This is a genomic window from Tissierella sp. P1 (assembly GCF_002266425.1).
GTDB classification, from domain to species: Bacteria; Bacillota; Clostridia; order Tissierellales; family Tissierellaceae; genus Tissierella; species Tissierella carlieri.
Genome location: NZ_NPMN01000025.1, coordinates 20,619 through 45,126, shown reverse-complemented (window position 1 = coordinate 45,126; position 24,508 = coordinate 20,619). Strand labels below are relative to the sequence as shown.

General features: G+C 30.1%; 27 protein-coding genes. 23 read left to right on the top strand and 4 right to left on the bottom strand.

Annotated features, from left to right (window positions below; all coding sequences use genetic code 11):
• Nucleotides 1-120 precede the first annotated feature (120 nt).
• Both CIW83_RS16385 and fni read left to right on the top strand, forming a co-directional pair.
• Entirely contained in the window at nt 121-1,056 is a 936-nt protein-coding gene (locus tag CIW83_RS16385; protein WP_094903153.1) for an LCP family protein, read from the top strand.
• Nucleotides 1,057-1,070: 14 nt separating this feature from the next.
• Nucleotides 1,071-2,090: a type 2 isopentenyl-diphosphate Delta-isomerase gene (gene fni, locus CIW83_RS16380; protein ID WP_094903151.1), complete on the top strand. Its 1,020-nt coding sequence runs from the start codon at nt 1,071-1,073 to the stop codon at nt 2,088-2,090.
• 117 nt (nt 2,091-2,207) lie between these two features.
• Here the strand turns inward: fni and CIW83_RS16375 are convergent, their stop codons facing one another.
• Nucleotides 2,208-3,992 carry a DUF2207 domain-containing protein gene (locus CIW83_RS16375; RefSeq protein ID WP_094903149.1) on the bottom strand — a complete coding sequence of 595 codons (1,785 nt, stop codon included), beginning with the start codon at nt 3,990-3,992 and terminating at the stop codon, nt 2,208-2,210.
• 195 nt (nt 3,993-4,187) lie between these two features.
• Here CIW83_RS16375 and CIW83_RS24965 point away from each other — a divergent pair, with 195 nt between their 5' ends.
• From CIW83_RS24965 to brnQ, 6 genes are all read left to right on the top strand, one after another.
• Nucleotides 4,188-4,562, top strand: a complete 375-nt coding sequence (locus tag CIW83_RS24965) for a hypothetical protein (protein ID WP_235601377.1) — start codon at nt 4,188-4,190, stop codon at nt 4,560-4,562.
• A 29-nt stretch (nt 4,563-4,591) separates the two neighbouring features.
• Nucleotides 4,592-5,197, top strand: coding sequence for an aspartate-semialdehyde dehydrogenase (locus CIW83_RS24960; protein ID WP_235601376.1), 606 nt, complete (start codon nt 4,592-4,594; stop codon nt 5,195-5,197).
• 3 nt (nt 5,198-5,200) lie between these two features.
• Nucleotides 5,201-6,073, top strand: coding sequence for a 4-hydroxy-tetrahydrodipicolinate synthase (gene dapA / locus CIW83_RS16365; RefSeq protein WP_094903147.1), 873 nt, complete (start codon nt 5,201-5,203; stop codon nt 6,071-6,073).
• A gap of 9 nt (nt 6,074-6,082) precedes the next feature.
• Nucleotides 6,083-6,802, top strand: a complete 720-nt coding sequence (dapB, locus tag CIW83_RS16360; protein ID WP_094903145.1) for a 4-hydroxy-tetrahydrodipicolinate reductase — start codon at nt 6,083-6,085, stop codon at nt 6,800-6,802.
• A gap of 131 nt (nt 6,803-6,933) precedes the next feature.
• Nucleotides 6,934-7,914, top strand: coding sequence for a biotin--[acetyl-CoA-carboxylase] ligase (locus tag CIW83_RS16355; protein ID WP_094903143.1), 981 nt, complete (start codon nt 6,934-6,936; stop codon nt 7,912-7,914).
• Nucleotides 7,915-8,000: 86 nt separating this feature from the next.
• The gene (brnQ, locus tag CIW83_RS16350; RefSeq protein WP_094903141.1) at nt 8,001-9,290 is read left to right on the top strand and encodes a branched-chain amino acid transport system II carrier protein; all 1,290 of its coding nucleotides are present in this window, start codon (nt 8,001-8,003) and stop codon (nt 9,288-9,290) included.
• 17 nt (nt 9,291-9,307) lie between these two features.
• On the opposite strand, the gene CIW83_RS16345 is transcribed toward brnQ, so the two are convergent.
• From CIW83_RS16345 to CIW83_RS16335, 3 genes are all read right to left on the bottom strand, one after another.
• Nucleotides 9,308-9,871: a biotin transporter BioY gene (locus tag CIW83_RS16345; protein WP_094903139.1), complete on the bottom strand. Its 564-nt coding sequence runs from the start codon at nt 9,869-9,871 to the stop codon at nt 9,308-9,310.
• 116 nt (nt 9,872-9,987) lie between these two features.
• The gene (locus CIW83_RS16340) at nt 9,988-11,013 is read right to left on the bottom strand and encodes a lysylphosphatidylglycerol synthase transmembrane domain-containing protein (RefSeq protein ID WP_094903137.1); all 1,026 of its coding nucleotides are present in this window, start codon (nt 11,011-11,013) and stop codon (nt 9,988-9,990) included.
• Between the two features lie 110 nt (nt 11,014-11,123).
• Nucleotides 11,124-12,239, bottom strand: a complete 1,116-nt coding sequence (locus CIW83_RS16335; RefSeq protein WP_094903135.1) for a glycosyltransferase — start codon at nt 12,237-12,239, stop codon at nt 11,124-11,126.
• A gap of 300 nt (nt 12,240-12,539) precedes the next feature.
• Here CIW83_RS16335 and CIW83_RS16330 point away from each other — a divergent pair, with 300 nt between their 5' ends.
• From CIW83_RS16330 to CIW83_RS16260, 15 genes are all read left to right on the top strand, one after another.
• The gene (locus tag CIW83_RS16330) at nt 12,540-12,914 is read left to right on the top strand and encodes a GntR family transcriptional regulator (protein WP_094903133.1); all 375 of its coding nucleotides are present in this window, start codon (nt 12,540-12,542) and stop codon (nt 12,912-12,914) included.
• 2 nt (nt 12,915-12,916) lie between these two features.
• On the top strand, nt 12,917-13,783 hold the full coding sequence (locus CIW83_RS16325; RefSeq protein WP_094903131.1) for an ABC transporter ATP-binding protein: 867 nt from the start codon (nt 12,917-12,919) through the stop codon (nt 13,781-13,783).
• The gene (locus CIW83_RS16320) at nt 13,767-14,378 is read left to right on the top strand and encodes an ABC-2 transporter permease (protein WP_094903129.1); all 612 of its coding nucleotides are present in this window, start codon (nt 13,767-13,769) and stop codon (nt 14,376-14,378) included. The genes CIW83_RS16325 and CIW83_RS16320 overlap by 17 nt, the downstream gene beginning before the upstream one ends.
• Nucleotides 14,379-14,389: 11 nt before the next feature.
• On the top strand, nt 14,390-15,052 hold the full coding sequence (locus CIW83_RS16315; RefSeq protein ID WP_094903127.1) for an ABC-2 transporter permease: 663 nt from the start codon (nt 14,390-14,392) through the stop codon (nt 15,050-15,052).
• A 487-nt stretch (nt 15,053-15,539) separates the two neighbouring features.
• On the top strand, nt 15,540-16,871 hold the full coding sequence (locus CIW83_RS16310; protein ID WP_158220153.1) for a helix-turn-helix transcriptional regulator: 1,332 nt from the start codon (nt 15,540-15,542) through the stop codon (nt 16,869-16,871).
• Nucleotides 16,868-17,062: a hypothetical protein gene (locus CIW83_RS16305; RefSeq protein ID WP_094903123.1), complete on the top strand. Its 195-nt coding sequence runs from the start codon at nt 16,868-16,870 to the stop codon at nt 17,060-17,062. The genes CIW83_RS16310 and CIW83_RS16305 overlap by 4 nt, the downstream gene beginning before the upstream one ends.
• A 422-nt stretch (nt 17,063-17,484) precedes the next feature.
• Nucleotides 17,485-17,769, top strand: coding sequence for a hypothetical protein (locus CIW83_RS16300; RefSeq protein ID WP_143598576.1), 285 nt, complete (start codon nt 17,485-17,487; stop codon nt 17,767-17,769).
• Nucleotides 17,736-17,927, top strand: a complete 192-nt coding sequence (locus CIW83_RS16295; protein ID WP_094903119.1) for a hypothetical protein — start codon at nt 17,736-17,738, stop codon at nt 17,925-17,927. The genes CIW83_RS16300 and CIW83_RS16295 overlap by 34 nt, the downstream gene beginning before the upstream one ends.
• Before the next feature lie 366 nt (nt 17,928-18,293).
• Nucleotides 18,294-18,494, top strand: coding sequence for a hypothetical protein (locus CIW83_RS23880; protein ID WP_235601375.1), 201 nt, complete (start codon nt 18,294-18,296; stop codon nt 18,492-18,494).
• Complete coding sequence (locus CIW83_RS16285) at nt 18,422-19,855, top strand: histidine kinase (RefSeq protein WP_369819405.1); 1,434 nt, start codon at nt 18,422-18,424, stop codon at nt 19,853-19,855. Before CIW83_RS23880 ends, CIW83_RS16285 begins: the two co-directional genes overlap by 73 nt.
• An 85-nt stretch (nt 19,856-19,940) precedes the next feature.
• Nucleotides 19,941-20,540 carry a helix-turn-helix domain-containing protein gene (locus CIW83_RS16280; protein WP_094903115.1) on the top strand — a complete coding sequence of 200 codons (600 nt, stop codon included), beginning with the start codon at nt 19,941-19,943 and terminating at the stop codon, nt 20,538-20,540.
• 122 nt (nt 20,541-20,662) lie between these two features.
• Nucleotides 20,663-21,910, top strand: a complete 1,248-nt coding sequence (gene glyA, locus CIW83_RS16275) for a serine hydroxymethyltransferase (RefSeq protein ID WP_094903113.1) — start codon at nt 20,663-20,665, stop codon at nt 21,908-21,910.
• Nucleotides 21,911-22,000: 90 nt separating this feature from the next.
• Nucleotides 22,001-23,203 carry a M20 family metallopeptidase gene (locus CIW83_RS16270; RefSeq protein ID WP_094903111.1) on the top strand — a complete coding sequence of 401 codons (1,203 nt, stop codon included), beginning with the start codon at nt 22,001-22,003 and terminating at the stop codon, nt 23,201-23,203.
• Nucleotides 23,203-24,009: a DUF3100 domain-containing protein gene (locus tag CIW83_RS16265; protein ID WP_094903109.1), complete on the top strand. Its 807-nt coding sequence runs from the start codon at nt 23,203-23,205 to the stop codon at nt 24,007-24,009. Before CIW83_RS16270 ends, CIW83_RS16265 begins: the two co-directional genes overlap by 1 nt.
• A gap of 54 nt (nt 24,010-24,063) precedes the next feature.
• Complete coding sequence (locus CIW83_RS16260; protein ID WP_235601374.1) at nt 24,064-24,456, top strand: DUF340 domain-containing protein; 393 nt, start codon at nt 24,064-24,066, stop codon at nt 24,454-24,456.
• The last annotated feature ends 52 nt before the right edge of the window (nt 24,457-24,508 follow it).

The window sequence follows — 24,508 nt, the reverse complement described above, 5'->3', positions numbered from 1 at the left end:
TTTTTTACATAAATAGACATTGTATCTAAATTGTAACTTAATTTCGTCATATTTTTAATTGTAATTAGTAGACATATGTAGTATTATTTAATGTATAATTTAATTACTAGAGGTGTAACGATGAAAAAGAAGTTTGTGCTATCATTTATATTATCATTTATATGTTTTGCTTTAGTATTCACCTTTTTAGGTGAAAAAGTATTTCTAAGGAAGAATTCAACAGTAGCCGTAGATGATGGTGATGGTGAAGAGCCAGGTAATGAGAATGTAGTAGAGCCAAAAGTCGACAATGAAATCTTATTTTTAATGATGGGTGTAGATGCTGAGAACGTGAAAAAGTCTAAGGGTACAAGGACAGATACTATGATGCTTTTCAAAGTTAATTTTGATACAGGAGATATAAATTTACTATCTATACCTAGAGACACGAGAGTGTTAATAAAAGGAAAAGAAGATAAAATCAATCATGCTCATGCCTTTGGAGGGCCAGAGCTTACTATGAGAACTCTAAGAGATTTTCTAAATATAGATGTAGATTATTATGTAAAAGTTGATTATAGAGCAGTAATGGAAATAGTAGATGCAATAGGTGGAGTAGAAATAGATGTACCTCAAAGAATGAAATATGATGATACGACACCTGGAATTCCACCACTTCATATAGACTTAAAAAAAGGAGTACAAACCCTATATGGAAAAGAAGCACATGATTTTTTAAGATATAGGTCTGGTTATAAAGAAGGCGATATAGGAAGAATAAAAGCGCAGCAAATGTTTATGAAGGAGCTAATTAAGCAAGCTCTAAAACCTAAAAACATAATAAAAATACCAAAATTTATTGAAACATATTTTGATTATGTAGAGACTAATATCCCACTTAAAGTTATTACAAAAGGTGCATTATCCGCTAAAAAAATCAATATGGAAAATATGACAACAAATACAATTCCTGGAGATGGTAAAAGGATTGCAGGAGTTGACTATTGGATATATAATAGAGAAGAGACAAGAACCATTGTCCAAGAAATGTTTGGAGACTATTTATTAAGTCAATAGATAGAGGTGGAAATATGAGAAAAAAGAGGAAAAGAGAGCATGTTGAGAACTATCTAAGAACAACCTATAAAGGCGATACGTTATTAGAGGACGTATTTTTGCAACATAATGCATTACCAGATTTAAGTTTTGAGGATATAGACACAAAAACAGTTTTTTTAGGGAAAACTGTAGATTATCCAATTATAATCAATGCAATGACAGGAGGTTCTGACTTTTCCTGGGAAATAAATCGAGATTTGTCACTAATTGCTAAGGAATTTAAAATTCCAATGGCTGTTGGCTCTCAAACCATAGCTTTGTGTGAGGAAGAAGAATGTAGGGATTCATTTGAAATAGTTAGACAAACCATAGGAGATGACGGTATAGTCATAGCCAACCTTAATGCTCAGGCATCCTTAGAAGATGTTAAAAGAGCTTTAGACATGATAAGGGGTGATGCAATACAATTGCATTTGAACCCTGCTCAAGAAGTAGTTATGCTTGAAGGAGATAGAGATTTTAGGGGAATTTTGAGAAACATTGAAACTATTGTAAAAGGTATAGGCAAACCTGTTATAGTAAAAGAAGTCGGATTCGGTATATCAAAGGAAGTGGCTGAAAAGCTATATAACGTTGGAGTTAGAAATATAGATGTATCTGGCTACGGTGGAACTAATTTTATTGAAATCGAAAATATTAGATATAATAATATAGATTTTTCTGACCTTTATTCATGGGGGATTCCTACAGCCTTAGCTTTAATTAAATGTAGAGAATTATCTCAGGAGTTGAACTTAATTGCTAGTGGTGGAATAAGAACGGGTATGGACATTATAAAATCATTAGTAGTCGGTGGAGATATGGCGGGTATATCAGGGGAAATACTATCATATCTGCTTCATGGAGGTTATGAAAATGCAAGAAATTATTTAGAAGCAACTATCCATAAAATGAAGATAGTGATGCTGCTTCTAGGTAAGAGAAATATGGAAGAATTAAAAGCTACAGATTATAAGATAGTTGGAGAATTGAAAGAATTAGTGAATGACTAATAGTGAATAATTTATAAATCTTTATAAAAGGACCAGTTACTAGATTAGGTATTATAGATATACTAATTAATCTAAAACTGGTCCTTTTAACTATTAATTATTCACTCTTCACTGTCTTTAAAACCCTCCTGCTCCTCCTCCGCCAGCACCACCGCCACCGCCTCCAGAGAAGCCGCCTCCACCTCCAACAGAGCTGGAAGTAGAACTTGCAGAACTTCCATAAAATGATGAGTTAAATCTATCTTCAAAACTAGAGCCCCCATGTCGATTTGTCATAAAATACCAGTAAGACCAGTGGGCTGATGTATGTGACTCTGGCATTCTTTCTCTAAATCTATCTATTGACTTCATAGGCAGTCCTAGAGCTAAGGCATAGATTAAAATCTTATCTGTAGTTATATTTATATTGTAATCTTCTAGGGTTATTCCTTGATAATCTAGATTTTTCTTGAAATCCTTCCATAGTTGATATTGGATATATCCTTTATCTGATTTCCTGTAAAATATAAATATGCTATATACGAAGAGTGAGATTGACAATATAAGTAAAACTCCGCCATAGAATGCTTCAAAGACCATAGCAATAATTCCCACAATAAAGGATATTATACTTATAGTTAAAGTTACAAATGCCCATTTCTTACTGCTGGGATCATAATAATCCCTATTTTTCAAATCTGAGCTAACCTTTTTCTGCCATGAATTAAAATCTCGATTGAATTTATCAAATGATTTTTTTCTATATTGTTCTATATCTCTTGTAGAAACTACATTGCCATTTCCAATAGTATTAAATAACCAATCAAAGAGGAATTCTTCATGAGACAATAAGTCCTTTCTTGGTCTAATGGTCTTTGAAAATAAAAAGTCTTTTTTCTTCTTATTTGAGCTTTCAATTTCTTCTATATTGATATATCCTTTTCTTGCAGAATCAAAGATCGTTGTCATTAAGGCCCTAGAATCAATAACGGAAACCATAAGCATTCTAAGCTCAGCAGGTGTAACATCCTCAGGATACTTACTATTCAATGAATCATATATATCAACATTTCGTCTCAATTTATTAAAGATAAATCCAGCTAAAGCCACAATTAAACCCGATACTATAAGGGCAATATTGTTAAAAATACTTTTATTTCTGGCTTTTGATATAGCTTTTTCTTCTGCCGATCTAATCAAAGCTAATTCCTGATCCATTATATTATCAAGAGTTCTATTTCCTTTATTAGTACTTTGACTTATAAATGAATTTGGAAATAATATTCTTGCTTCTACAAAGGTATTTGTAGGGACATCAGATACTTCTAATTTTATTAAGTCATCCTCTATAAAATTTATACTTCCATTAAGAGGGCCATGAGCGAATATCTTAGTGCTTTCTTTATTCTTATCTGGCAACCTAATACTGGCAGTAAAAAATTCAATAGGAGTAGAGTTCTCACTCCCTAAAAACTTATAATATAATTCTCCAGTATCTATATGATTAACAGCTACATTTTTAACTGTGTATTTGATACGAAATGTCTTCATTTCATTTTTAGAAGGTGAGAATATCATTAGTTTCAAGGTGTTTTTTTCCTCTGTTTGTGTAAATACAGCTTTGTCTCCTTTTTTAGCAGATCCTACAAGAGAATATGGAACTTCAATTCCCTGTACCATCTCATAGACTTCTAAGTTTTCAATGCCTTCTGTGCCATTAATAACGATATCACGATATACACCATTAAATTTATCTTCAAAGTCAAAAGTAATATCTTCAGAAATAAATAAATCACCGTTATCACTCAAAGTAGAATCAACTATCCACCTAGTAATACTCATACTAGTATCTGCAAAACTAGTGGGAGAAATGAAAATTAGTAGAACTATAATCCATAAAATATTAAATCTTTTGCTAAACAAATAGACCACCCCCAAATAGTATATATTTGATATAATATATTATATTATATATCTAAATAATCAGAAATACGAGTTAATATTTAACAGCTTTCTCATATAATAACAGTATGACAATAACTGAAGAATTTCTTGTTTAGATAGGTCAGAAGATATATAATATATCTATTAATTACCCAAGAATAGGAGTGATATAACATGGGTTTAACTATTGGAATTGTAGGAGCTACAGGTGCAGTAGGGCGAAAGATGATTGAAGTGATTATGGAAAGAAATTTACCTGTATCGAATCTAAGACTTTTTGCATCTGAAAAATCATCAGGAAAAATTATTAGACTAGATAAGTATAATAAAGAAATTACAGTAGAACTTCTCACAGAAGATGTTATGAAGGAAAAGTACGACTATCTATTATTTGCAGCAGGTGGAAGTATATCAGAAAAATTTGCACCAATAGCTAGAGATGCAGGTAATATGGTAATAGATAATTCATCACATTTTAGAATGGTTAGGAATATACCTTTAGTAATACCAGAAGTAAACTCCCATGTCCTAAGGGATATAGAGGAATAATAGCTAATCCAAATTGCTCTACTACTCAAATGATAGTAGCTATAGCGCCTTTATATAGGAAATATGGTATAAAAAGGATTGTAGTATCTACTTATCAAGCAGTGTCTGGAAGTGGATACAAAGCTATAGATGAATTACAAAACCAAATAAGGGATGAAGAATATCCAAATAAAGTATATCCAAGAAAAATAGCTGGAAACTGTATACCTCACATAGACGTATTTAATGATAATGGATTTACAAAAGAGGAATTAAAAATGGTACATGAAACACATAAGATTCTGGAAGATGATTCAATAGAAATTAATCCTACAGCAGTTAGAATTCCAGTTTTTTATGGTCATAGTGAATCAATTTATCTGGAGCTAAAAGAAGAAGTAGATATAAATAGCATTAAAGAAATATTAGAAGAATCTCAAGGTATAATAGTAGATGATGACCCGGAGATGAATAGATACCCTACACCTATAGAAGCAGCAAATACAGATTTTACCTATGTAGGGAGAATAAGAAAAGATCTTTATAATCCAAAGGGGTTATCTCTTTGGGTAGTGGCAGATAACCTTAGAAAAGGTGCAGCCACTAATGCTGTTCAAATTATAGAAGCAATAGAGAATATTAAAATGGAGGGATAGTTAATGTTTAAGGGAGCAGGTGTTGCTATAGTTACCCCATTTAAGAATGGAAAATTTGATAAGGATGGCTATGAAAGACTAATTGACTTTCAAATTGAAAACGGAACCCAAGCTTTAATAGTATTAGGTACAACAGGTGAGGCTTCAACACTTAGCTATGAAGAAAGGGAAGAAGTTATTCGTACAGCAATAGAAAAAAATGCTAAGAGGATTCCAATTATAGTAGGTACTGGTTCTAATTGTACTGATGTTGCAGTTAAATATACTAAACAGGCAGAAGAATTAGGTGCTGATGGAATACTAATTGTTACGCCTTATTATAATAAATGTACGAATAAAGGGATGATAGCCCATTTTACAGCAGTAGCTAATGCTACAAAGTTACCAGTTATATTATATAATGTACCTGGCAGAACAGCAGTGAATATACCTCCAGATGTGGTTGTAGCAATGTCAAAGGTGGAAAATGTTATAGGAGTTAAAGAAGCTAGTGGCAATATTTCACAGATACTAGAGATAAAAAGATTAGTTCCAGAAGATTTTATGATTTACTCAGGAAATGATGATCAGGTAATACCTATATATGCCTGCGGTGGTCATGGAGTTATTTCTGTAGCATCTAATGTTATCCCTAAAGAAATGCAGCATATGTGTGAAGCATTCATGAATGGGGATGTGGAAGAAGCATTAAGGCTTCAGTTAAAATATAAGAGATTCATAGATTTATTATTCTGTGAAGTAAATCCTATACCGGTTAAAGCGGCTTTAGTAGAAATGAATTATATTGAGAATGAACTAAGATTACCTTTAACACCTATGGAGGAAATAAATAGAAATAAACTAGCAGAAGAAATGAGGAAATTAAATATCATTTAGGAGGTTAATATGAATTTATTAATCAATGGGATAAATGGCAAAATGGGGAAAGCAATTAAAGAATTAGCAATACAGGATTCTTATTGGACTAATGTATATGGTTTATGTAGGACGATTCCTATGCCAGCAGATGATATTAAATTTGACGTAATGCTAGACTTTACTCATGAATCCTCATTAGATAGGGTACTTCAAATTGGATTAGATAGAAGATTACCAATTATAATAGGTACTACAGGATATAGTGAAGAACAAAATCAAAAGATAAAGAGAGCCTCTACTAAAATTCCAATTCTTCATGCAACTAATATGTCATTAGGAATGAATCTTTTATTTGTATTGGTGGAACAAACTGCTGCAATATTAGGAGATAAGACTGATATTGAAATAATAGAAGCACATCATAATAGAAAAAAAGATGCACCATCAGGTAGTGCTGTAACCATAGTAGAATCTATAGAAAGAGGTCTAGGAGAAGTGAGGCCTCACCAATATGGAAGACTTGGTGAATGTCCGAGAGAAAAAGGTGAGATAGGTATTCATGCCATAAGAGGTGGAAATATAGTTGGATACCATGAAGCAAACTTTATAAATGAATTAGAATCCATAAAAATTGTTCACGAGGCTTATGATAGAAAAGTCTTTGCTAGTGGTGCCATAGAAGCAGCTAAATTTATTATTGGAAAAGAACCAAGACTATATAGCATGAAGGATGTATTGAAGATATAAATTGCTAGGAGATTTCTCCTAGCAATTTATATGAACCTAAAATTCTGGAAGTATCCTTTTAGATATAGTCATGAATCATACATTGCGAATTGTGAACTGTGCATTGTGCATTGGATTTAAGGGGTGATAAATTGAAAAATAAAATTCTAAAGATACTAAAGGACAGTGAAGATTTTATATCTGGAGAAGAAATGTCTAAGGAGTTTCATATGACTCGTGCTGCCATATGGAAATACATAAATATGTTGAAGGAAGATGGATATATTATAGAATCTATTCCTAGAAAAGGTTATAGAATAATGTCTTTTCCAGATATACTCACATATGAAGAAGTGGCAGAATATTTAGATACTGATTTTATAGGAAGAAATATATACTATTTTAATTCGATAAATTCTACAAATAGAAAAGCCAAGGAAATAGCTTTTGGGGAAAAAGAAGGTACTGTTATAGTGGCGGAGCAACAAGAAGAAGGAAAAGGCAGATTAGGAAGACATTGGATATCTCCAAAGGGAAAGGGTATATGGATGAGTATAATTCTAAAACCTAAAGTAGATCCAATGAAGGTAGCTAAGATAACCTTATTAGGTGCAGCAACAGTATATAAAGCCTTATCTAATATGAATATAAAATCTCAGATAAAGTGGCCAAATGATGTATTAATAGATGGAAAAAAGATTTGTGGGATATTGACAGAGATGAGTGCTGAATTAAATATGATTAATTATGTAATTATGGGGATAGGTATAAATGTTAATCTTGATGAAAGTGATATACCTGAAGAGTTAAAAGGTAAAGCTACATCTATTAAGATAATTGAAGACAAAGAAATAGATAGAAAAGAATTATTTGCCAATATTCTTAATGAGTTTGAGAAAATATATAAAGACTTTATAGATAAAGACTCTATATCTGAAGCAATAGATATATGTAAAGCAAATTCTGCATTAATAGGTAAAGACATTAGAATAATCAGAGGAGATGAAGTAAGAGTAGGAAAGGCATTAGACATAAATGAAGAAGGGCATTTGGTCGTAGAATTTGATGGTGGAGTTGTTGAAAATATTTATTCAGGAGAAATATCTATTAGAGGATTAGAAGGATATATATAACAACACTAAATTTATAAGAATAGTTGAACAATTTTCAGACTTATGGTACAATTTAAATAATTTTTAAAATATAGAGAGGTGTTGTTGTGAAGAAAAAGAAAAATGATGCATTTATTTTAGGAGCAGCTTTGTTTTCCATGTTTTTTGGAGCAGGAAACTTAATTTTCCCTCCATTTTTAGGGCTGCTGGCAGGCCAAAAATGGAATTGGTCTATGTTTGGTTTTTTTATTACAGGGATTGGCCTGCCTCTTTTGGGAATAATAGCTTCTGCTAAAGCAGGAGGAGATGTAGATAAACTAGGAAGAAGAGTTTCACCTTTATTTAGTAAGTTTCTGGGAATAACAGTTGTTTTGGCTATAGGTCCCTTATTAGCAATTCCGAGGACTGGAGCGACTGCTTTTGAAATAGGAGTTTTACCCATTATGCCTAATGGCAATTCTACAATATTTTCTATACTTTATTTTGGGATAACCTTATTATTAGTTATAAAGCCCAATGAAGTAATTGATAAGATAGGAAAGATTTTAACACCAGCCTTACTTATATTATTAGGTCTAATTATAATCAAGGGTCTTTTTGATCCTATGGGTGTACCTGTGGCAGAAAGCTTTGCAAGACCTTTTTCTGAGGGATTTATTAGCGGATATCAAACCATGGATGCTCTAGCCTCCATACTATTTGGCGGAATAATAACTACCTCCTTAATTCAAAATGGATATGATGATGAGAAAGAGCAAATGAACATGACTAGAAAAGCTGGTTTAGTAGCAGTGATAGGATTAACTATTGTTTATGGAGGATTGGGATACTTAGGAGCTACCGGAGGCTCATTATTTTCAAAGGATATAGAGAAGGTAGATTTGATAGTAAATATAGCAAATAATTCTTTAGAAAGTTTTGGTAAAATAGGTCTTGGAATAGTAGTGTCTTTAGCTTGTTTAACTACTACTATAGGACTTACTGCCACAGTGGGACAATATTTCAATAAGATAAGTAATGGAAAACTAAAATATGAGGCTATAGTAATAGCAACTACTATATTTAGTGCCATTATGTCCATAAGAGGAGTAGAATCTATAATTGCTTTCTCAGAACCAATACTTGTATTCATGTATCCAGTTGTAATAGTCATGATTTTATTAACTATAATTTTAGGTGACAAGCCAAATAAGAATATTTATAGACATGCGATATATGCAACTTTAATAGTAAGTACACTAGAATTATTATATAGATTTAAAATATGGACATATTTTACCCATGTAGTGGAATATTTGCCTTTAGCTTCATGGGGATTATCATGGCTAGTTCCAGCAATATTGGGAGCTGTTTTGGGAATGTTGATGCCAAACAAATCAGATATTCAAATAAATTAATAAAAAACAGGGTTATCTTAATTTACAGATAACCCTGCTTTATTTAATATTGGTAAAGTCTTAGCTGCAACAACTGAAGCTACTATAAGTTTTAGAAAATCTCCAGGTAAGAAAATAAGACATCCTATTTTCATAATCGTATTGAAAGATAAACCTTTTGCCATTACAATGTTTAGTATGTAATACATATAAGGCAGACCAAATAAATATATAACTATGATTCCAACTAAAGATGCAATCCAAATATTCTTAGAAGATACTTTCTCCCCAGAATGGGCAATCTTTCCAACAATATAAGCTGCAAAAATAAATCCAATAATAAATCCAAAGCTAGGCTTCATTATAGCTTGAACTCCACCAGTAAATTCTGCAAATATGGGTACACCTACTAAACCCAAGAATATGTAGACTATTTGAGATAAAGCACCTAATTTAGGACCCAAAATAAGACCAGATAAAATAACAAATAGAGTCTGCAAGGTTATAGGTACTTCACCTAAAGGAATACTAATAAAAGCTCCTACAGTGGTAAGTCCTGTAAACATAGCAACTAGAGTCATTTGTCTTGTAGATAATTTCATTTTATTACCTCCTATTGTCAACCAATTATATAAAAATAGTTTACAATAGTATAATAAATTAATTTTAGTCAATTGTCAACAGGAAAATATACAGAGGTTTACAAAAGATATTATGATTAGTTATGCTTATCTTGATTTCTTTTTCTTTTGTGGATAAAATTGGCCAATGTAACTATTCCACTCATAATTATTACAAAATAATAGCTTATAAATCGCCATAGTATCATTGCAAATACTAAGATTTCTCTAGGAAATATGGTATTATATAATATATAAAATCCACCTTCTGCAGCACCTACAGTACCGGGTGTAGGTATGAAAGAGACTGCCGTATAATGCAGAGATTGGATTCCAATTATATCTAAAAAAGAAAATCCTATAAGCCCAATAGCTAAATATACAAAGTAAGTTATTGAAAAGTAAAATGTTAGCTGTAAAAAACTAGTTAAAATTAAAAGTAAAGTAATTCTCTTGTCTTCCTTCATATGATTTATACTAACTGTATAGTCCACAAGACCCTTATCTATTTTATTTTCTAATTTTCTAATATCTTTTATTAGTTTTAGTTTATGACCAATAGCAAAAACTTTGGAAGATACTTTTTTTATCAATTTTTCATTACGGAAAAATCCTATTATCATTAATAATATAAAAAGGTTTAATAAGCAGCCAATTGCTATAAAAGGTATAGCAAATTTTACTTTATTTAGTAGAAAATTAAAATTAATTATAAACATGGATATTGAGTAGAATGTAATTACAAGTTGATAAATTAAAAATCTGATTATCATTAATGAAGATACAGTTCCCACTGGGAAACCATTATTTATTAGTAAATAGATTTGTGCAGGTTGACTTCCACTGGAAAATGGTGTAATTGCACCATAATATTGACCGATCATAGTAATTATAAAAGATGATTTAAAGCTACCTTCAATATCCAGTACCTTTCTTATTTTATAAATTATATATGCATCAAATATCCAGTATAATATTATGCATAAAAAGCCTAAGGAGAGATAAAATTTATTGGTTTTACCTATTAATTGAGGAAAATTAGAGAAATCATTTTTATAAAAGAAGATCCAATAAGTTAATCCTAGTGAAACTATTAATAAAATGTAATTTATTATCTTTTTCATATATTGAACCTACCTTGTGTGTTTCTTCACTTTTTTTCTTAGGCTTTTAAAATTAAGTTATCTCTTATTAAAAATTAATATATGTCAAAGACCTTTATGCTAGGCCAATTTCATCTATTTAAAGTACAATCATTGATTAAATTTTCACTAAGATAAACAACATTATTAGGGCAGAATCCATTACCCATTTTCTCCATGTTTTTTTTCATGTTATTAATAACAGATGGATTTTTCATAATATATTCTATTAGGCTTTTAATTTCCTTTATCTGATATACATATATGCCCATGCCATTTTTTACCAAGAAATCTAAGTTTTCTTTTTCTTGACCGGGAATATAATATGGAATAATCATGGGCAGTCTTTTGGCTATTGCTTCTGATACAGTTAAACCTCCTGGTTTTGTTATGAGTATATCTGAATTTTCCATGATAGATGGTATATTAGTAGTAAATCCATAAAGAGTAATTTTATTGCTTTTAATTAGGTTAGTATATTGTGTTTCTATAGAAAGTTTTAATTTTTTATTATTTCCACAAACAGCCACAATATGATAATCACCGTCTAGAGTTATTATATTATCTAATACCTTTGTCATACTTTTTAGACCTAAGCTTCCTGCCATCAATAATATCTGGAAAGGCTTTTTATTTATAGGGGCGATATTACACTTATCTAAAAATTCGGCTTTGATTGGTATGCCATAAGGGAATATTCTATCCTTAGATACACCTTGAGCTAATAAGGTTTTTCCTGTATGTTCACTAGCAACAATATATGCATCTACATTATCATTTACATAAATTTTATGTGCCTCATAGTCTGTTACTACAGAAATAAAAGGTATATTGATAAGATTCTTTTCCTTCAAATGTCCTACCATACTTATGACAAATGAGTGAGTTGAAATAATCAAATCTGGATTTTCTTCTAATATCATATTATAAATTTTCTCCTTAGCAATTTTAGCTAAAGATATATTAAGCAATTTATTAGTTTTTTCTTTATTGCTGATATCATATAGATTTCCATATAATTTAGGGAAATTATTAACTATAATTTTACATGAACCAGAGATAAAAGAATCGAAGCTTTTACTTATAGCTAATAATGCATCTACTTTTTTAACTATAAAATCATGTTGAGTAAATTCTTTTTCTAGGCATGAGGCTGCCTCATTATGACCGCCTCCTATGGAGGCAGTAAATATTAGTACTTTTTTCATATATAAGTCCCCCTTGATAGGTTAATTCATTAAATAATTTTGTATTAGGATATATTAATATATAAATAAATTCTCATCATTAATATACCCATTACTATAACGGGATATAAAAAAACTTTACTGCACCATATAATAAATCAATCTGTAGATATAGTATTTATATCTTATAAATATGCGTTATAAATATTATTTAAATCATCATTAAAAAAAATATTGACAAAAGAATAATATAGACATATACTGTATATACGAAGCATATACAGTATATACGAAGATAACAGTTATATAAGGAGGGACGTTATGAGAATAATCGTATCTAATTCTTCTAATGAAGCAATATATGAGCAGATAGCTAATCAGATAAAAGGTATGATAATAAAGGGAGAGCTAGGAGAAGGAGAAGCATTACCTTCCATAAGAGGTCTAGCAAAGGATCTTCAGATATCTGTTATTACAACTAAGAGAGCTTATGAAGAATTAGAAAAGGAAGGATTTATAGAAACTATGCAAGGAAAAGGCTCTTTTGTAGCTATGCAAAATAAAGAGCTAATGAAAGAAAAAAAATTAAAAATAATAGAAGAAAAATTAGCTGAAGTAGTGGAAGAATCTAGATTGCTAGGATTAAAGTACACTGAAGTAAACGAAATGCTTAAGATTCTATTTGAGGAGGTTTAAATATGTTAGAGATAAAAAACTTAACTAAAGATTTTAATAAATTCAAGCTAGACAATGTATCATTTAAATTAGAACCAGGATATATAATGGGATTTATTGGACCAAATGGTGCAGGAAAAAGTACGACTATAAAACTCATAATGAATTTGCTGAAAAAGGATTCTGGAGAGATAAAAGTATTTGGCAAAGACCATATACAGTTCGAAAAAGAAATTAAGAATAGGATTGGTTTTGTATATGATGAATCTTATTTTTATGAGGATTTGACCATAAGACAGATGAAGAATATAATAGCACCTTTTTATAAAAAATGGGATGAAAAATTGTTTAATAAATATATAAAGGATTTTGATTTAGACCTTAACCAAAAGATAAAAAAATTATCTAAGGGTATGAAGATGAAGTTTTCTTTGGCAATAGCTTTGTCTCACAATGCAGATTTGATAATAATGGATGAACCTACATCAGGACTTGACCCAATATTTAGAGCTGAAATCTTAGATGTATTATATAGTATTATACAAGATGAAAAAAAATCTATATTCTTTTCTACCCATATAACGACAGATCTTGAAAAAATAGCGGATTATATAACATTTATTAATAAAGGTAAAATAGTATTTTCAAAATCGAAGGATGAAATTTTAGAATCCTATGGAGTGATAAAGGGTGGAAAAAATTTATTAGACAGAGATACAAGAAAAGAGTTCATAGGACTTAGGGAAACTAATGTAGGTTTTGAAGGGTTGACAGAAAATCCACAAAGGCTAAAGAAGTTATTTGGCAGTGAGATATTAATTGAAAAACCAACACTTGAAGATATAATGGTTTATAGTGTAAGGAGGCAGGAAGATGTTAAACTTGATTAAAAAAGATTTCTTGTTAACCTTTTCCAATAAACAATCTTGGATTTTAATAATATTATATGTACCGTTTATTTTATTTACAATGGGAACAGATAATGAATTCGTAGTTAGCCTAATGATTTATACATTTGTATATATGCTGACAACCATGCCTTTCGGTTATGAGATGCAGACGAAACCTCATATATTATTGCAATCTCTGCCTATTAAGAAAAGGGATATAGTTATTAGCAGGTATTTATCTATATTTGTAAATTATGTAGTTGGTTTTGTTATTACTGGGGGTTATTTGTGGATAATCAATCTATTAGGATTTATAGATGTGGATACTTTCAATCTTTCTTTAATAGGGTCTACTTTACCAATAGTATTGTTGTCACTATCTATATCACTGCCAGCTCTTTTTAGATTACCTCCTAAGATAGCTAGTATTGCAAATATATTTGTATATATATTTATCATGAATTTTGTTATTGTAACATCTTATAAATTTCAGAACATATTAAATGGATTAGGATTACCAGCTATAGCAGCTATAGTATATTTCCTATCCATAGGAATATCTTTATGGTTATATGAAACAAGGGACTTTGCATAGGGGGGATATCAATGAAACAGCTTGTAATTAAGGATATACGATTATTAAGATTTATAAACCTATTTATACTATGTGGAGGGCTATTCTTTGGATATGTTGGAGTGAGTATCGACCATGTATATAAATCTAAGCTTGTATATGGATTTGCTATGTTTATAATGGTATATGTGGTTTCAATGTTTTCCACTCAATACGATGTAAAAGGAAAGGCAGATATGATGTTAAATTCATTTCCAGTAGATAGATATGATATTGTAAAATCAAAATATATATCTATGGGACTATATATTTTATTTATAACTGGAATTGTCTTTTTATCCTCTAATATATCTAAGATTATATTTAGTACCACAATAGTAGGGAATCCTGCAACTATATGGGATGTATTATTTATATTGGGATTATCTTTGATATTTTTCTCCATATACTTGCCATTTCATTATTATAATGTAGGAAAAGCCCAAGCATTTAATCAAATCTTCTATATCATACTTATTTTATTGCCCAATATAATAAGTAGATTTGGTAGAAAATTTGAAAATGCAGAGATATTTCAAAATATAATAAACATGGATTGGAAAATACTCATTCTTCTGTTTGCTGGTGTTGGGATAATAATGTATTTGATTTCTCTACAGATTTCAAAAGGTATATATAAAGGTAAGGAATTTTAGAAAAAATAAAGATACAATAAGTTTATATAAAAACTGTAGAATATTTTAAAATCAAACCTATAGTATAGATACTAAAAAAATCTATATTTATAGGTTTTTTATTCTAATTATATCAAAATAATTAGACAAAAGATGTCATTAAATATTCAAATATTTTCACAAGATAAATGTTTTAAAAAACACATTTATAATCTAATAATCATAGAATTATGAAGATAGTTTTCGGTAAAATACGACACTAAGTATCGAAAATTGTAAAAACAAAAACGTTGACCCTAGAAGTTACAATATGATTTAATGAACTTAACAATCATATTGTTGATTCAATAAATAACTTATGGTGTATACTAGCTATAATAATTTCAAATTATAGAATTAGGTATATGAAATAAGAAGGGTTTCTTTATATTGAAGAGTTATTCCCTTAGATAGTTCTAACTTTCCATATCAAACACCAGAAGTTAAATATTAGATAGGGGTGATGTGTTTGGATATTGCAATCTCAGAGACTAATTTTAGGGGAGTTCTAAGAAGAATAAGAGAGACATTAAATATAAGCCAATCAGAAATTACAGGAGAAGATAGCACTAGCAACTTAATAAGCTTAATAGAGTCTGGTAAAATTCCCCTAAAGATAGATAATGCACAATTAATATGTAAGAAAATAAATAATATCCTAGAAGAAAGAAATATGGACTTAATCATGGAGCCTGAGGACCTGCTTAATCCACGAAGATATGATGCAAAAGAAGAAGTGGAAGCATATATTGCAGAGTTGGACAAGCATAAAAATGATAAGGATTATGTTATTGATGTAGATGATATAGATGATTTAGAGTTTCTCCTAAATGAATATGATCTTATGGATAAAAAGATTAAGGCGTATGAGCTCATAGGAGATATATATTTTAATTCTAGAGATTATGAGAAGGAATATGAATATATGTCTAAAGCTTGGGAGCTGACAACTAGATATCCTAAGAGAAAGTTAAATTATAGAATAATGATAAAGCTTGCCAATAACTATATTGACAGGGGAAAATGTCAGGATGCAGTAGTACTATATCAAAAAGCTCTTGTAAATATTGATGATATACCAGAAAAGTATTTAATTCATTTATACTATAACTACGCTTTAGCTTATTATAGATTAAAGATGTATTCTCCTTCTTTAGAAGTGATTTCAGATTTATTATGCTATACGGAGAGAAAAGATTATGATCTGTGGAGAAGAGCATATAATCTACAAGGGCTATGCTATCTTGAAATGGGAGATTATGAATCATCTTTAAGTAGCTATAATAATGCACTTCAAGTTTTGACGTTTACTGGATATAGTGATCTTAAATATTTGATATATGGAAATATAGCTGAGGCCTATACAAAATTAAATGATGAAAATCGTGCATATAAATATGTAGATGCGATTCTAAAAGATATAGATGAATTGGATAAGAATTCATATAGTTATTCAATAATCTGTAATCAATTAGCTGTTTCCTATGAAAATCTAGGAGAGTTTGAACAAGCAGAAAAGTATTATAAAGAATCCTTAGAATATGCAAAGAAAAACGTTCAGTATAATTATATTTCCAAGAATATGATATCCTTATTGGAGTTAAATGCAAAAACAAAAATTCAGAATATTTTTGAGATAATAGAACAGTATAATGATGATATTATATCTGGCATAAAATTTAATAATGGTTCATTGGCAGTATTTAAGTGTTTGAAGACATATGTTGATAACAAAGAGTATGATAGGTTTGAAAAACTAATCGATAATATAATAAAATATCAAGGAGGAGAAATCATATGAAGAGAAGAAAATTAATAAGTGTAGTTGTATTGATGTTTTTATTATTTAGTCTATCTATAGTTGCATTTGCTGGAGGAGATGGAGGTCCAATTAGACCACAAGTTATATCTTATCCCAGTTATGAAGGAGGACCAGAATATCCTACAGTTAGCTCTTGTGGAGGTGATGCAGGTACAACTAGACCTAATTAATAAGGTGTAATTAAAATTAGTTAAGATTAGTTAGTTAATAATAAAGTGAATAACTCTAATTCTATGAAAATAAAATAATAATTGGTAATATTACCAAAAATGAATAGGGCATAAACTCTGAACCTGTGTTAAATAAAAGTTGCTATGCAATAAATAACAAAGAGGTAAGAATTTATGCCATATTTATCTAATACAATATTATAATATAGTAGTATCTAGACTAAACTGGCATTGAGTTACTATAACTAAATACCTCCAAAATGGAGTTCATGGAGATAGGAATATAGCTATATCAACCTGGGAAAAAAGAAAATCTTACAGTTTAGATGAAATATATGATAATAATTTAGGTGGTGAAATTATATATTTTAACATATGTCTATAAAAATAAAATAAAAATTTATTCTCTAACTGTTATCCTAATGTTTATAACAATACTAGCAGGATGCAGTCCTTATAAAACTGTTAGCATTGATGAAACCAAAGAATTTACCAAAACAATTATGGGTTCTAACGAAAAAATAGCAAATTTAGAATTTAGATTTAAAAGACCTACTCTTTATGCAGATATTAATTATAAAGGAGACTTAGAAAAAGGAGATTTCCAATATCTAATAAATGAATTTCAAACAATAATAGGTATTGATTTTATGCAAAAAATTGGAGATGAATATTGGAATGGCAGCAGACTAGTGGATTCAAATTAAGGATTCATATAGGAGAGGATAAAAAGGATGGTTATGATTATATAATTTATAGTAAATATAACAAAACAAAAGTATCAAATGAAGAACCAGATAATATCGATGGATATGAGACTTGGTATATATTTGATAGGGATGATAATGAAATAAAAATAGACTAGAATTAAATGGTTAGCATAATCTGTTTTCTAGATTCTATAAAATGTTTTGTGCAAACGGTATATATACTCTTTTTTGCTAGCAACAGTTATTTTTAAAACTAAAACTAACCAACCAAAAAAGAAATTAACAATAAAGTAAACAAATAAAAATAAGTTAAGATTTTGATAAGAATATCAAAATCTTAACTTATTTTTATTGCCTTGTTATTTATAATAATGCTATTTTGGCTTAGAAACATAGCACTTTAAGGTTGACTTCATTGGTTTACTTTTCTACTTAGGTATAGTAAACTGAACATAGAATAATTTCAATATTCTAAAATCAATATCATATTTTTATTATCAATAGTCTTAGGGGTGAAGATAATGAGTCATATACAATATTTTGATTGGGGTAATATAGAGTGGATTTATGAGCCTGATACTAAGAACTCTACTAATATAATGCATATAGCATTAGTACCATATTACCGGGAAAAAGACAAAAGGAGCATATTCACTATGGGGATGAACAATTATTATATGTTTTATCTGGACAAGGAGAACAGCTTATTGGTAAGGAGTTAAGTATTAAGAAGCCTGGGTCTTTATTTCATATAGATGCAGGTTCAGTACATGAGGCAATAAATGCGGGTGAAGAACCAATCAAAGAATTACTGATATCAATTCCAGTATATTATAACCAACGCAATCCCTTAAATGATATATTGAGTAGCGGGGAGGTACATAAAGAAAATTTTGAGGATACAATAGTATTAAATGATAAGATTAAACATCTATATGATGAGGCTATTGATATATTAGGAATTTCATTATCCATATTTGACAGAAAAAATGAACCAGTTATTATTTCTCATAACTATCCCGAATTTTGTATAAAAAAATGCAATGTACATAAAGATGTAAGGAATTGCCATCTATATAATATTTATGATGAATATATGCCTCCCCATTATAAAGATCCATTTGCTTTTGTTTGTCAATATGGATTAAGAGTATTTGTTATGCCAATTATTATAAACAATAGTTTGGTTGGTACTATAAAAGGAGGACATATTAGAATATATGATGAAAGTTATGTAGAATTTAAAGATGAATTAGACTTAGATTATGAATTGTATCGTAAAATTCAGATAGTTCATCAAGGACGTATCATGGCTATTTTGCAGCATATAAAGACCTTGAGTAAGAACATTTCATATTATTATCTATTAGAAAATACTGAGATGGAATTATATAAGAAAGAAGAGATAATTAAAGATATTGCTAAAAATGAACTTCTATTGGAGGAGAGCTTAAGATCTACAAAAGAACAGGTTTTGAGTATACAGATTAATAATCATTTTCTTTTTAATACATTAAATGCAATTGCTAGTCTTGCTATAAAAGAAGATAGCATAAAGACTTATGAATCAATAATTAGATTATCAAAAATTTTTAGATATTCACTGAAGTCAAGCAACTCTATTGCCACATTAAATGATGAGATTTTATTTATTATGGATTATCTAGAGCTGCAAAAATTAAGATATGGTGAAAGACTTAGTGTAAATATTAATATTTCTGAAAATGCCAAATCGGCAAGAATTCCCTTTAATTTCATTCAGCCAATAATTGAAAATTCTTTTGTCCATGGTTTTAAAAATAAAATGGACAACCTAAGCATCCAAATTAGCTGTAGAAAAAATCAGGATAAAATTTATATTCAAGTACTAGATAATGGAACTGGATTAGAAGAAGATGAAATTGAAAAACTTAATAATATGATTAAAGGACAGACAGAGAATTTTATTATTAGTGGTCTAATGATGATATATAGAAAACTAGAATTACTTCATCATAATAATTTTGAATTTAAAATTTCAAGTAAGAAGAACGCTGGCACTCAAGTCATAATAGTAATTCCAGCTATTAAGGAGGAATTATGATTAAAACATTGATTGTAGACGATGAAATATTAGCTAGAGATTTATTAAAACTTTTAATAAGCAAAAATAATATACCTTAGAAGTGGTGGGAGAAGCTGAAAACGGGAGAGAAGCTATAGAACTAATCTTTGATTTAAAGCCAGAAGTAGTTTTTTTGGATATAGAAATGCCAGATAGTGATGGAATAGATGTTATGGACTATATAAAGAATCATTATATTGAACCGATAACATTTATTGTGGTCACAGCATTTAGCTATTTTGAATATGCCCAGTCCTCGCTGAGATTAGGAGCAAAGGATATATTATTAAAACCTATAGAGGCTAACAGCTTGAAGGAATCTATTGCTAGAGTTATAGGATATAAATTCACTGATAATCCATTGTTAAATGATATTCTTCAATATATAAATATTAATTATAGAAATGATATTCAATTAAATCAATGTGCTAAGGATTTTCATATTAGTGTAAATCAAATTAATAGATTGTTTAATAGATATTTTCATATGACTTTTATAAAGTATTTAAATAAATTTAGGATTGATAAAGCTATAGAATTAATGTACAATGAAGAACTTCCTATTAAGGAGATAGCAACACAAGTAGGCTTTAATAATCTAAATTATTTTTATAAAACCTTTAAAATTATAACGGGAAATACACCTAAAAATTATAAGCAGTAGCTTTAGGCTACTGTTTTGTTAATAGATGATTTAGTTCAATTAAATAGTGATTTAGTTAATTTAAAATTATTTGAATATTTGAAATAATATACCATAACAACTATGAAAAGGAGAGACTAATTATGTTAGATACTTTAAAAACAACAGATTCCATATTATTTCAAATGGTAAAGGAAGAATTAAATCGTCAAAGAACGGGAATCGAAATGATAGCATCTGAAAGCTATGTTCCTACAGAGGTTCTAGAGCTGCAAGGTAGTATTTTGACGAATAAGACTACAGAAGGTTTTCCAGGAAAAAGATATCATGCAGGATGTCATGTAATAGATAAAGTGGAGAATTTAGGAATATCTAGAGCAAAACAGCTTTATGAAGCTGGACATGCTAATATACAAGCACATTCAGGTTCACAAGCAAATCAAACTGTTTATTCTGCAATATTAGAACCAGGAGATACTGTATTAGGATTGAGATTAGATCAAGGCGGACATTTGACCCATGGTAATAAGGTAAACTTTTCAGGAAAGATATACAACTTTATTGCCTATGGACTTGATAAAGAAACAGAATTAATTGATTATGATGAAATTGAAAAGCTTGCAAGAGAATATAAACCAAAGCTCATAGTTACAGGGGGAAGTGCTTATCCAAGGATTATTGATTTTAAAAAGATTTCTGAAATAGCTAAGTATGTTGGAGCATATTTCATGGCAGATATGGCCCATGTAGCAGGACTTGCGGCAGCTAAGATATATCCTAATCCTATGAAGTATGCAGACTTTGTTACCTCCACTACTACTAAAACTTTATGTGGTGCAAGAGGCGGGTTTATATTATGCAAAGAAGAATATGCTAAGGCAATTGATAAGGCAATGTTTCCAGGTTCTCAAGGTTCACCTCATCTTCACATAATGGGAGCAAAAGCATATACCTTTAAGCGTGCCTCTACAGAAGAATTTGCAAATTTAATGAAGCAAGTTGTGAAAAATGCTCAAGTCTTGGGAGCTGTATTATCGGAATATGGATTTAGGATTGTATCTGGAGGTACAGATACACATTTATTATTAGTTGACTTAAGACCAAAGAAGCTGACAGGTAAACAATTGGAAAAAGCCTTGGATTATGTAGGGATCACTGTAAATAAAAATATGATACCTTTTGACCCCGAAAAACCAATGGTCACTAGTGGAGTTAGGATTGGAACTACAGCCATGACGATAAAAGGTATGAAAGAACAGGATATTAAAGAAATAGGGTCAATAATAAATAAAGTTGCAAACAGCATAGACAATGAGGATGTACTCAATGAAATAAGAAATGAAGTATTAGATATAAGTCAAAGATTTCCATTATATGAAAGATATTTTTAACAACTTCAACTATAGTTTATAAGATTTGTATTACTTGTTCAAAAAGATATGGGTTTTGGGAAATAGGGTGATAAAAGAAGGAGGACTATTATGTTAAAGTTGGAAGAATTGAAAAAATTATATGAGGAGGAAGTAGTTGAATTTAGAAGAGATCTTCATATGTATCCAGAACTAAGTTTCAAAGAGTATAGGACTACTGAAAAAATTAAAGAAAAATTAGTTTCATTAGGCATTGAAATAATGGATTTAGGGATGGAGACTGGTGTTGTAGGCTTATTAAAAGGAAAAGAAGAAGGACCTACAATAGCATTAAGAGGAGATATTGATGCTCTTCCGATTCAAGAACTGAATGATGTTCCCTATAAATCCAAAATAGATGGAGTAATGCATGCCTGCGGTCATGATTTTCATGCCTCATCTGTAATAGGTGCTGCAATAATCTTATCTGATATTAAGAATGAATTAAATGGAAATGTAATGTTTGTATTTCAACCAGCTGAAGAAATAAATAAGGGAGCAAAAGTAATGGTTGAAAAGGGGCTATTTACAGATTATAAAGCGGATTTGATATTTGGACTCCATAATAATCCAGAGATACCATGGGGGAAAATTGCAATTAAAAAGGGCGGATTAATGGCAGCAGTTGACACTATAAGAATAAAAGTGAAAGGGAAGGGAGGTCATGGTGCAATACCCAATGCTACAAGGGACCCTATTATAGCAGCGTCAGCTATGTTAATGAACTTGCAAACAATAGTTAGTCGTAATGTAAGTCCTTTAGATTCAGCAGTTATTTCCATAGGGACATTTAATTCTGGAACTGCTAACAATGTCATTTCGGAACTCGTGGAGATGTCAGGCACTGTAAGAAGTTTTGATCCACAAGTAAGACAAATGTTACCAAAAAGGATAAAGGAAGTATTAGAGTACACTGCAAAGGCTTATATGGTAGATGTTGAATTAGAGTATATTTTTGACTTACCAGCTGTATTTAATGATGATGAACTAACAAAATTGGCATATGATGCAACAAAAGAAATAGTAGGAGAGGAAGGAATTGTTGATCCAATACCTTCAATGGGTGGAGAGGACTTTTCCATTTTTACTGAAAAAGTTCCTGGATTTTTCTTTTGGTTAGGAGTAGGTAACAAAGAAAAGGATATGAATTATGTTTGGCACAATCCAAGATTTGATGGAGATGATAGAGCTGTTATTACTGCTTCAGCAGTAATGAGTAACATGGTTTTACATGGTATAAAATATGCCAATGAAAATAAAAATGAGGTGAGATAATGAAGAATGTAAAACTGCATTTATTAGTTTTAGGATTAGTAGTTATTTCTGAATTTATTGGCGTCATAAATATTCCTATTGGAATTGGAACAATTGTATTATTACCAATGCTGTATGCTATGATTTTTGGTGTACTATTGACACCCAAGTTTTTAAATGTTGCAAGAGAAAAAGAAATGGATGATGCAGGGTCTTTAATAAGCTTAACTCTGATGCTTTTAATGGCTAAATATGGTACAAATATTGGACCCACTTTGCCGAAAATATTAGCTGCTAGTCCTGCCCTTATTTTGCAAGAGTTCGGAAATATAGGAACAGTTTTACTAGGAGTGCCAATTGCAGTGTTATTGGGACTAAAAAGAGAAGCTATAGGTGGAGCTCATTCAATAGCTAGAGAACCTAATGTCGCTCTAGTTGGAGATAAATTTGGACTTGATAGTGAAGAGGGACAAGGAGTATTAGGAGTTTATATAGTAGGGACAGTTTTCGGAACAGTATTCATTGGATTAATGGCAAGTTTTCTTGCTGCAAATACTTCCTTACATCCTTATTCTTTAGCCATGGCTTCTGGAGTAGGTTCAGGAAGCATGATGACGGCTGGAGTAGGCTCCTTAGTAGCTATGTTTCCAGAAATGGAAGAAATGATTACAGCTTTTGGAGCTGCAAGTAATATGCTCTCCGGCTTAGATGGTTTATATATGTCATTATGGTTAGCATTACCTTTGGCTGAATGGTTATATAAGAAGGTATATAAAATGAAGTATAAAGAGCTGCCAGAAGTTCCTGTAACTAAGGAGGGAAATTAACATGAAACTAAAGGATTCCATTATTATATTATTAATAACAGCAGCATCTCAGTTGTGGGAAATTATGTTGGTTATAAAGTAAATATGATAGAAGCAATTCCAGGAGTATTAATATTAGTATTAATAGCAGTGTTAGGAATAGTACTAGCAAAGATAATACCGCTCAAAATTCCTAGTGTAGCATATATTGTAACTTTATCTACATTATTAACAGTACCTGGAATACCGGGAGCAGCAACTATATCAAATCTAGTTTCAAAAGTTAATTTCTTAGCATTAGCCACTCCGATTTTAGGATATGCAGGGATTTATACTGGTAAAAATTTAGACTCTCTTAAAAAAACAGGATGGAGAATTGTAATTCTTGCAATTTTTGTAATGATTGGAACTTATCTAGGTTCAGCAATTATTGCAGATATTTTACTAAGAGCCTTAGGACAAATTTAATTGTAATAAAAATAAACCTCAAGAAGTTAAAGTTTCTTGAGGTTTATCTATA

What these genes read in the sequence shown, in the direction of transcription:
- glyA (WP_094903113.1), top strand. Translation starts at nt 20,663, where the DNA reads ATGTTAGATACTTTAAAAACAACAGATTCCATATTATTTCAAATGGTA.
- CIW83_RS16305 (WP_094903123.1), top strand. Translation starts at nt 16,868, where the DNA reads ATGAAGAGAAGAAAATTAATAAGTGTAGTTGTATTGATGTTTTTATTA.
- CIW83_RS23880 (WP_235601375.1), top strand. Translation starts at nt 18,294, where the DNA reads ATGAGTCATATACAATATTTTGATTGGGGTAATATAGAGTGGATTTAT.
- CIW83_RS16320 (WP_094903129.1), top strand. Translation starts at nt 13,767, where the DNA reads ATGTTAAACTTGATTAAAAAAGATTTCTTGTTAACCTTTTCCAATAAA.
- CIW83_RS16340 (WP_094903137.1), bottom strand. Translation starts at nt 11,013, where the DNA reads ATGAAAAAGATAATAAATTACATTTTATTAATAGTTTCACTAGGATTA.
- CIW83_RS16270 (WP_094903111.1), top strand. Translation starts at nt 22,001, where the DNA reads ATGTTAAAGTTGGAAGAATTGAAAAAATTATATGAGGAGGAAGTAGTT.
- CIW83_RS16385 (WP_094903153.1), top strand. Translation starts at nt 121, where the DNA reads ATGAAAAAGAAGTTTGTGCTATCATTTATATTATCATTTATATGTTTT.
- dapA (WP_094903147.1), top strand. Translation starts at nt 5,201, where the DNA reads ATGTTTAAGGGAGCAGGTGTTGCTATAGTTACCCCATTTAAGAATGGA.
- CIW83_RS16325 (WP_094903131.1), top strand. Translation starts at nt 12,917, where the DNA reads ATGTTAGAGATAAAAAACTTAACTAAAGATTTTAATAAATTCAAGCTA.
- CIW83_RS16300 (WP_143598576.1), top strand. Translation starts at nt 17,485, where the DNA reads ATGTTTATAACAATACTAGCAGGATGCAGTCCTTATAAAACTGTTAGC.
- CIW83_RS16330 (WP_094903133.1), top strand. Translation starts at nt 12,540, where the DNA reads ATGAGAATAATCGTATCTAATTCTTCTAATGAAGCAATATATGAGCAG.
- dapB (WP_094903145.1), top strand. Translation starts at nt 6,083, where the DNA reads ATGAATTTATTAATCAATGGGATAAATGGCAAAATGGGGAAAGCAATT.
- CIW83_RS16345 (WP_094903139.1), bottom strand. Translation starts at nt 9,871, where the DNA reads ATGAAATTATCTACAAGACAAATGACTCTAGTTGCTATGTTTACAGGA.
- CIW83_RS24960 (WP_235601376.1), top strand. Translation starts at nt 4,592, where the DNA reads ATGATAGTAGCTATAGCGCCTTTATATAGGAAATATGGTATAAAAAGG.
- CIW83_RS16315 (WP_094903127.1), top strand. Translation starts at nt 14,390, where the DNA reads ATGAAACAGCTTGTAATTAAGGATATACGATTATTAAGATTTATAAAC.
- CIW83_RS24965 (WP_235601377.1), top strand. Translation starts at nt 4,188, where the DNA reads ATGGGTTTAACTATTGGAATTGTAGGAGCTACAGGTGCAGTAGGGCGA.
- CIW83_RS16265 (WP_094903109.1), top strand. Translation starts at nt 23,203, where the DNA reads ATGAAGAATGTAAAACTGCATTTATTAGTTTTAGGATTAGTAGTTATT.
- fni (WP_094903151.1), top strand. Translation starts at nt 1,071, where the DNA reads ATGAGAAAAAAGAGGAAAAGAGAGCATGTTGAGAACTATCTAAGAACA.
- CIW83_RS16335 (WP_094903135.1), bottom strand. Translation starts at nt 12,239, where the DNA reads ATGAAAAAAGTACTAATATTTACTGCCTCCATAGGAGGCGGTCATAAT.